The organism is Lysobacter sp. Root76, assembly GCF_001428685.1.
Lineage (GTDB): Bacteria > Pseudomonadota > Gammaproteobacteria > Xanthomonadales > Xanthomonadaceae > Lysobacter.
The window spans coordinates 480390-486808 of record NZ_LMIK01000006.1 but is presented as its reverse complement, the minus strand read 5'-3'; the positions used below and the strand labels follow the sequence as shown (position 1 = coordinate 486808).

Below are 6419 nucleotides of genomic sequence, written 5' to 3'. Positions count from 1 at the left end.
TCGGCATTGTTTCGGCTCTGGCCTGGACTACCTTCCAGCCTTGGTATGGCTGGGGTGGCTACGCTACGTCGCGCTACTATCCATTGCCCGTTATTGTTCGCAAGGCCCTTTCCCCGGAGCAGGCCTAACAATTCATTCAAGCCGAAGCCGCTTCGCGGCTCGGCTTAATTCAGGCGTTAGACCTCTTTGGTCACAACTATGAATCTGAAAATCCGTCAAGCAATTCTTGTAGCATTGTTTTGTATTGCTGGACCTATTACGCCTTTGTGGGCGGCGGACCCGCGCATCGACACTTCCTCAGACGAGGCCCTCCGAAAGAGCCTTGCCCAGATCGATGCTGAGCTAACACCCGCACAACGCGAGCAGTTCATCGCCGCTGTGATCCAACTTGACCTTGCGAACCCTCGATTCCGCAACATGACCATTGATCAGATTATGCAACTCATCAACGGCAAGACTGCCGTTGAGATCATCGAGTTTGCAAACGCACCAGCAGAGTCCAGGTGATATCGGCGAGGTCTAACAATTCATTCAAGCCGAAGCCGCTTTGCGGCTCGGCTTAGTTCAGGCGTTAGGGCGAAAATGCAGCTATCCGGCATGTCAAGCATCCAGTCTTTAGGCCCCTCCCGCCTTTTCTGGCGCGTTGGCTCGGCCATCGTATTGCTTGCCCTCGGAATCATCGGCATCGACTTCTTGCTGACCGTCTACGGCAACTATCACCAGTTGGACCCCGCTGCCTACGCCATGTTCTGGGCACGACGCGGTTGGTTGTGGACCCACCTTGCCGGCGGGGCACTTACCATCATCTTGGGGCTGATCCAATTCCTGACCCAGTGGCCGCGGGCCTACTCGCGCCTGCATCGATGGACAGGCCGCGTATACATGACCAGTATGCTCATCGCCTGCGTGGGCGCCACAGGGCTGATCGCCACTTCGCCGGCACCGTTCGCAATCCGCGCAGCATTCGCCGCCACTGCATTGGCGTGGTTGACGACGGCCCTGATTGGCGTAATAGCTATTCGTGGCCGCCGGGTGCCGTCACACCGCCGCTGGATGGTACGCAACTATCTTGTGACGCTCGCTCCCATCACCTTTCGAGCACTGATTAAGGTTCCAGGAATGATGGAGCTTGCGCCTCCGCCGGTAATGATCCCGATACTGCTATGGTTAAGTTGGCTGCTTCCCCTGCTGATCTGCGAGGGGGGCTATCGCATCGTTGACCGCGCGGGTTTGCGTCCTAGCAATTCATTCAAGCCGAAGCCGCTTCGCGGCTCGGCTTAATTCAGGCGTTATGCCCATTGAGAGGTTCCGTGGATCGTAAAGGTCTTGTTTGCTTAATGGCTTCCTATAACAAGTGGATGAACGCAAACGTTTATGCCGCTGCTCAAACTCTATCCGAGGACGAGCTGCTAGCCGACCGCGGTGCGTTCTTTGGCTCGATACTTAAGACACTCAACCATTTGGTCGTTGCCGACACAATTTGGCTCAAACGCTTCGCCGGACATCCGGCCAAGTACAGCGTATTGGAGCCAATGCTTCAGATTCCGGCGCCGGACACCATTGCCGACCTGGACAAATTCAAGGATCTCCCAAGCATCGCTGTCCACCGTACCTGGCTCGATCGGCTAATTAGCGACTGGGCACAGACAATCGGTGATTCAGACCTCGACTTCGTGATGACCTACACAAACTCACGAGGCGGAGTAACCGGAAAAGATTTTTTTGGCCTGGTTATGCACTTCTTCAATCATCAGACGCATCACCGTGGTCAAATCACTACTTTGCTCTCGCAATCCGCGGCGGATGTCGGAGTGACTGACCTGCTTGCGCTGGTGCCAAACGGGTCTGGGGCATAACAATTCATTCAAGCCGGAGCCGCTTCGCGGCTCGGCTTAGTTCAGGTAGGCGGCTATGGAGAATTTTTCGCAAATCGGCCGTTGGAGCATCCATTTCGATCCAGAGCGGACGAGAGAGCTCTACGCGCGCACCTTAGTCATTGCTTGCGAGTGTTTGGACTGCGCAAACTTTCGTGCTGCCGGGGAGGGGGCATTCTCGCCCCCCTTTCTACACCTGCTTCAACAACTTGGGATAGATCCGGGCAAGCCGGCAGAGCTTTGCCATTACGGTAGCAGCGGTGAGCCTATGCCAACGCAAGGCTGGTTCCATTTTGTTGGCCGCCTTGAGGGTGGTGTGGACGCTTGGCGGCAGACCAGTGAGACAACCCATAGCCTTGATGCAGAACCCTTTCCCGGCATGAAGAGTGTTGGGTTCAGTGCGCGTTTGTCGCAGGTGCCGGAGCCATTTGAGGGGCAGCCTGTGGTCCAGCTGGAGTTTGAGGCAGTTGTTCCGTGGGTTACGGCGGTTCCGCTGGCATGAGTCCTCGGTTACCGCCTAACAATTCATTCAAGCCGAAGCCGCTTCGCGGCTTGGGTTAATTCAGGCGTAAGGGCGATTGGATGGCAATGGATAATCCGCAGTTGGAACCAAATCGCGCAGTAGATAGGCTCCACTACGCGAAGAACATCATTGGCCTTGCTGGATTCACGGTCTTGTTTTTGTACTGCGCATACCTGCTCCTAACCACGAGCAAGCCGAATGACCTGCTTGTCTACGGCATTGTGATGTTCGTGCTTCTTCTGACCATCATTCGTTCTGCTAGGCGCGTGCTTGCGATACGCCGCATTCTTTCAACTGGCCAAAAGTGACATGAGCGGCTATCGACCTAACAATTCATTCGACCCGACCCGACCCGACCCGACCCGACCCGACCCGACCCGACCCGACCCGACCCGACCCGACCCGACCCGACCCGACCCGACGCGGCTTCGGCTTCGCGGCTCGGCTGAGTTCAGGCGTTAGGATCGCGTCATGGATCGCCGTTATCGCAAAAGAATGCAAGCCTACTGGGCACGTGTGGAAGCAGGTGGGCGTCGCAAAATCGATGATCTTGACCTCTCAAGTTGGTTCGATTGTTGGCACACTCATGTAGATTGGTATGGTCGTGGCATCAATCGTCCCGAGAACATTCCAGAGATTGCGGCTGCTACGGTCCGCCTGTTGCGCTACCTGGAGATGATCGCGAAAGACCGGCCGGAGCCCATCCAACTTTGGGCAACCTTATGCGGCAACACCATGAACAATGCGGTCTATGCCCACTCGCGGAATCCAAATGGCACGATCTATCCGCATGACTTCCCTGGAGTTACATGGGATTCGCCTGCTCCGGATTGGGTGGCAAGCGCCGTCCCAAACACGCACCAGATCGGCACGACTTGCTATGACGACGGGGTTGTTTACCTTGTTCGGCAACGGGCCTAACAATTCAGCCGAGCTGACGCTGCTTCGCGGCTCGGTTTAACTCAGGCGTTAGCGTTCAGGAGTCACATTATGGCGACTTGGAGAAGAGCCACTCTTGCCGTGGTCGCCGTTCTTGCGCTTGCCCTTGGCACCGGATACCTGACAGCTTGGCGCTCCCTGTCCGCATGCGCGGATAAGACGTATCAAGAGGTTCAACGCTTAGGCATTAGCGGCACTGACATCCAGGGCAACAAGGTCCGCTTGAGCCGCAGCAATATCTATCCTCGTATCGCGGGGCCATTCTTGGTTGAGGTGCAGTACTTGGTCCCATACGATCTGCACGGCACCCTCCACGTTGAGCGATACTTGGCCCTTCCTTGGGGGGCGAGCAAGCGCTCGTCGGAGGCAATTCAACTTGCTACTGCCTCGGTGAACTCCACGCGGCTGAGCGCTAACAGTTCATTCAAGCCGAAGCCGCTTCGCGGCTCGGCCTAATTTAGGCAGTAGGGCGCACATGCAACTGATCGCAATCGTGTTGGTAGTAATCGGGGCCCTTATTACGCCCTTCTACTTTCATGCGCTTGTCCGTTTTCGGCGCATTCTTCTGGCAGAGCGCCCCGCTATCACAGACCGGCGTGGGTCTCCCAGCTTCTTTTTCACAGGCATGCCTAGGGCCGCTGATCCAAACGTGGGGGTGGCCATTGTGGGCGCTGCTTTCGGCCCGATTGCGCGAGAGCTCAAAGACCCGAACGCCACGCGGTACGCTCGGCGCATCCGGCTTAGTCTTCTCGTGGGTGTACCCGCTTACTTGGTGGCGTTCGCCATCATGATCGCGGGTGCACCCTAACAATTCATTCAAGCCGAAGCCGCTTCGCGGCTCGGCTTAGTTCAGATGTTAGGCTCCGGGATACAGAGCAATGCATGCCGAAATAGAAAGCTGGAACAACGGGTGGCACGGGATCAGCCTTGGACTCACTGTGGCTGAGATCGACAGGCTCATTGCGCTCCTTACCAAGCTGAAGTCTGGCCCGGACCAGCACTTCCACATGTCGAGCGACTATTCTGGCTCCGGAGGCATTGGCGACATTGAGGTGTATGTTGCGTCAGCCGAGGAGCTTAGTAATTTGCAACTCAGTGGCCTGGCTATAGCGCCTGGTAGTGAGTTTCCGCCGGCTGGTCCCTAACAATTCATTCAAGCCGAAAACCAATCGCTGCGCGATTGTTTCGGACCAATTCAGACGTTAGGCCGCAAGCATGGATTATCGCGACGGTTCACCAGTACACCTCGGCGACACTGTGAGCATCCCAGTGCCGTCCGGCGAAGCCCTTGCTCGTGTTGTCATGCTGGGCGATACGCTGGAGCATGAGGGGCTAAGCGCTGACTTCTTGGATTGGGTTCAATCTGCCAATGTTCTGGCACCCGGCTCTATGATCATAGAATGGCTAGGCAACAACCCTTTCGTGCATGCAGATTCCAACCTTGCCCCTGTCGGCAACTACATGTTCACGGTAGTAGATGAGTGGGTCCAGCTAAAAGCCCGCGCTACTGCCTAACAATTCATTCAAGCCGAAGTCGCTTCGCGGCTCGGCTTAATTCAGGCGTTAGCACTACATGAAGCAGCTCCTGGTCCTTGCCTTCGTCTTTACTGCGAGTTGCTCTGTGGCAACCGATTCCGCGGTTCCGATCGCGTCAGGCCACTACGTCTTTCAACACCACTTCGCTGAGCAACCCACAATCCCGAGCATCTCTCTCAACGCAACAATCAATGGCTCGCACATCGTATTGGTCAATTCCAAGGCGTCAGGGCCGTTTCCTGCAGGCGTCCTCGCTGAGGGAGAGCTCATGTGGCATGCCGGTTCCGGCCAATGGATCATCGGCCACGAGGACGGTGATCGCTCAGTCCGGGACGTTGGCGGATGCAGCGATGGCCCAGAGGTCGTTGATCTGATCGGTAAGATTTACTGGACCTGTTAGGTCGCCTACGGTGCCTAACCATTCATTCAAGCCGAAGCCGCTTCTCGGCTCGGATTAATTCAGGCGTTAGGGCTCATACCGAATGTCATCGCGCGTGTACGCTTATCTGACGGTCTCGGGGTTTTCTTGCGCACCCGAGGCTGTGACAGCTCTAGTCGAACTTCCGGTCGAGCGCCTCAGGCTAGCCGGGGATCGCACACGTGATGGGCGGCTTATCACCAAGAACATTTGGCAAGGCCAGCCGCCAGTTCCGCCAGGAGAAGAGCAGCCGAATTACTACGTTTCGGCCATCTTGGACCACATCGCCGCCCAGCCTGGCGAGTTAGCGAGCTTCTTGCGCGATCATGACTGTGGCATCAACTGCGTTGGCGAGTTCCGACGATTGAATGGCGGATTTCACATGTCATCGGAGCTAGTCGCACGCTGTGCAAACCTGGGCCTGTGGCTGGACTTTGACCTGTACAACCACACCGACCAAGATGAGCCCTAACGGATCATTCAGGCAGAATCCGCTTAGTGGCTTCAGGAATCCTGCAGGGCCTGTCGGCGCGTCGTTCTCCAGTTATTCGCGCTCCGACTCGGCTTAATCCAGGTATTAGGCAGCACAACAACCAACGGCATACTCAGATGAGCCAGGAACAGCATCCACCCTCGCTGCGCGGTTCCTGCCACTGCGGCTTGGTGCGCCTCACGCTGCCGGCGGCGCCCGAAACGGCGACGAGTTGCAACTGTTCGCTGTGTCGGCGCACAGGCGGGATATGGGCCTACTACGAACTTGGCTCGGTCTCTATCCAAGGCCATCCCGAGAATACGGAGAGCTACATCTGGGGCGACCGAACGCTGAGGAATTTTCGCTGCAAGACCTGCGGCATCGTCACCCATTGGGAGCCGGTTGAATCCGCGCCCTCCGCTCGTCACGGAGTGAACCTGCGGAATTTTGAACCGGCGCTCTTGGAGTCGGTCGTCGTTAGGCGCTTCGATGGGGCGGATACTTGGAAGTTCCTGGATTGAGCGCTTGCCGCCTTTCGCACCAAGCGCTCAGGTCGCCGCTGCGCAGGGCTGGACCGTCCTGGGCGAGGGGCGGGCAGGGCGATGCGATTTGGAGATGGCGATACTGAGCCCGGGCTCGCCCTAAGTAGATCGCGTG

Annotated in this window: 6 protein-coding genes; all 6 read left to right on the top strand. The window is 57.0% G+C overall.

Features of this window, described 5'->3' with window-relative positions:
* Nucleotides 1-198: 198 nt before the first annotated feature.
* A complete protein-coding gene (locus ASE10_RS14200) occupies nt 199-507 on the top strand; it encodes a hypothetical protein (protein ID WP_156087778.1) in 309 nt (102 codons plus the stop codon).
* A 90-nt stretch (nt 508-597) separates the two neighbouring features.
* On the top strand, nt 598-1281 hold the full coding sequence (locus ASE10_RS14195) for a DUF2306 domain-containing protein (RefSeq protein WP_162250464.1): 684 nt from the start codon (nt 598-600) through the stop codon (nt 1279-1281).
* Nucleotides 1282-1310: 29 nt separating this feature from the next.
* The gene (locus ASE10_RS14190; protein ID WP_055907053.1) at nt 1311-1856 is read left to right on the top strand and encodes a DinB family protein; all 546 of its coding nucleotides are present in this window, start codon (nt 1311-1313) and stop codon (nt 1854-1856) included.
* Between the two features lie 1012 nt (nt 1857-2868).
* Nucleotides 2869-3318: a hypothetical protein gene (locus tag ASE10_RS20295; protein ID WP_157480937.1), complete on the top strand. Its 450-nt coding sequence runs from the start codon at nt 2869-2871 to the stop codon at nt 3316-3318.
* Between the two features lie 1233 nt (nt 3319-4551).
* Entirely contained in the window at nt 4552-4851 is a 300-nt protein-coding gene (locus tag ASE10_RS20290; protein WP_157480936.1) for a hypothetical protein, read from the top strand.
* 1048 nt (nt 4852-5899) lie between these two features.
* Nucleotides 5900-6283 (top strand): aldehyde-activating protein, encoded by a 384-nt coding sequence (locus ASE10_RS19720; RefSeq protein WP_082559836.1) that lies wholly within the window; start codon nt 5900-5902, stop codon nt 6281-6283.
* Nucleotides 6284-6419: the final 136 nt, after the last annotated feature.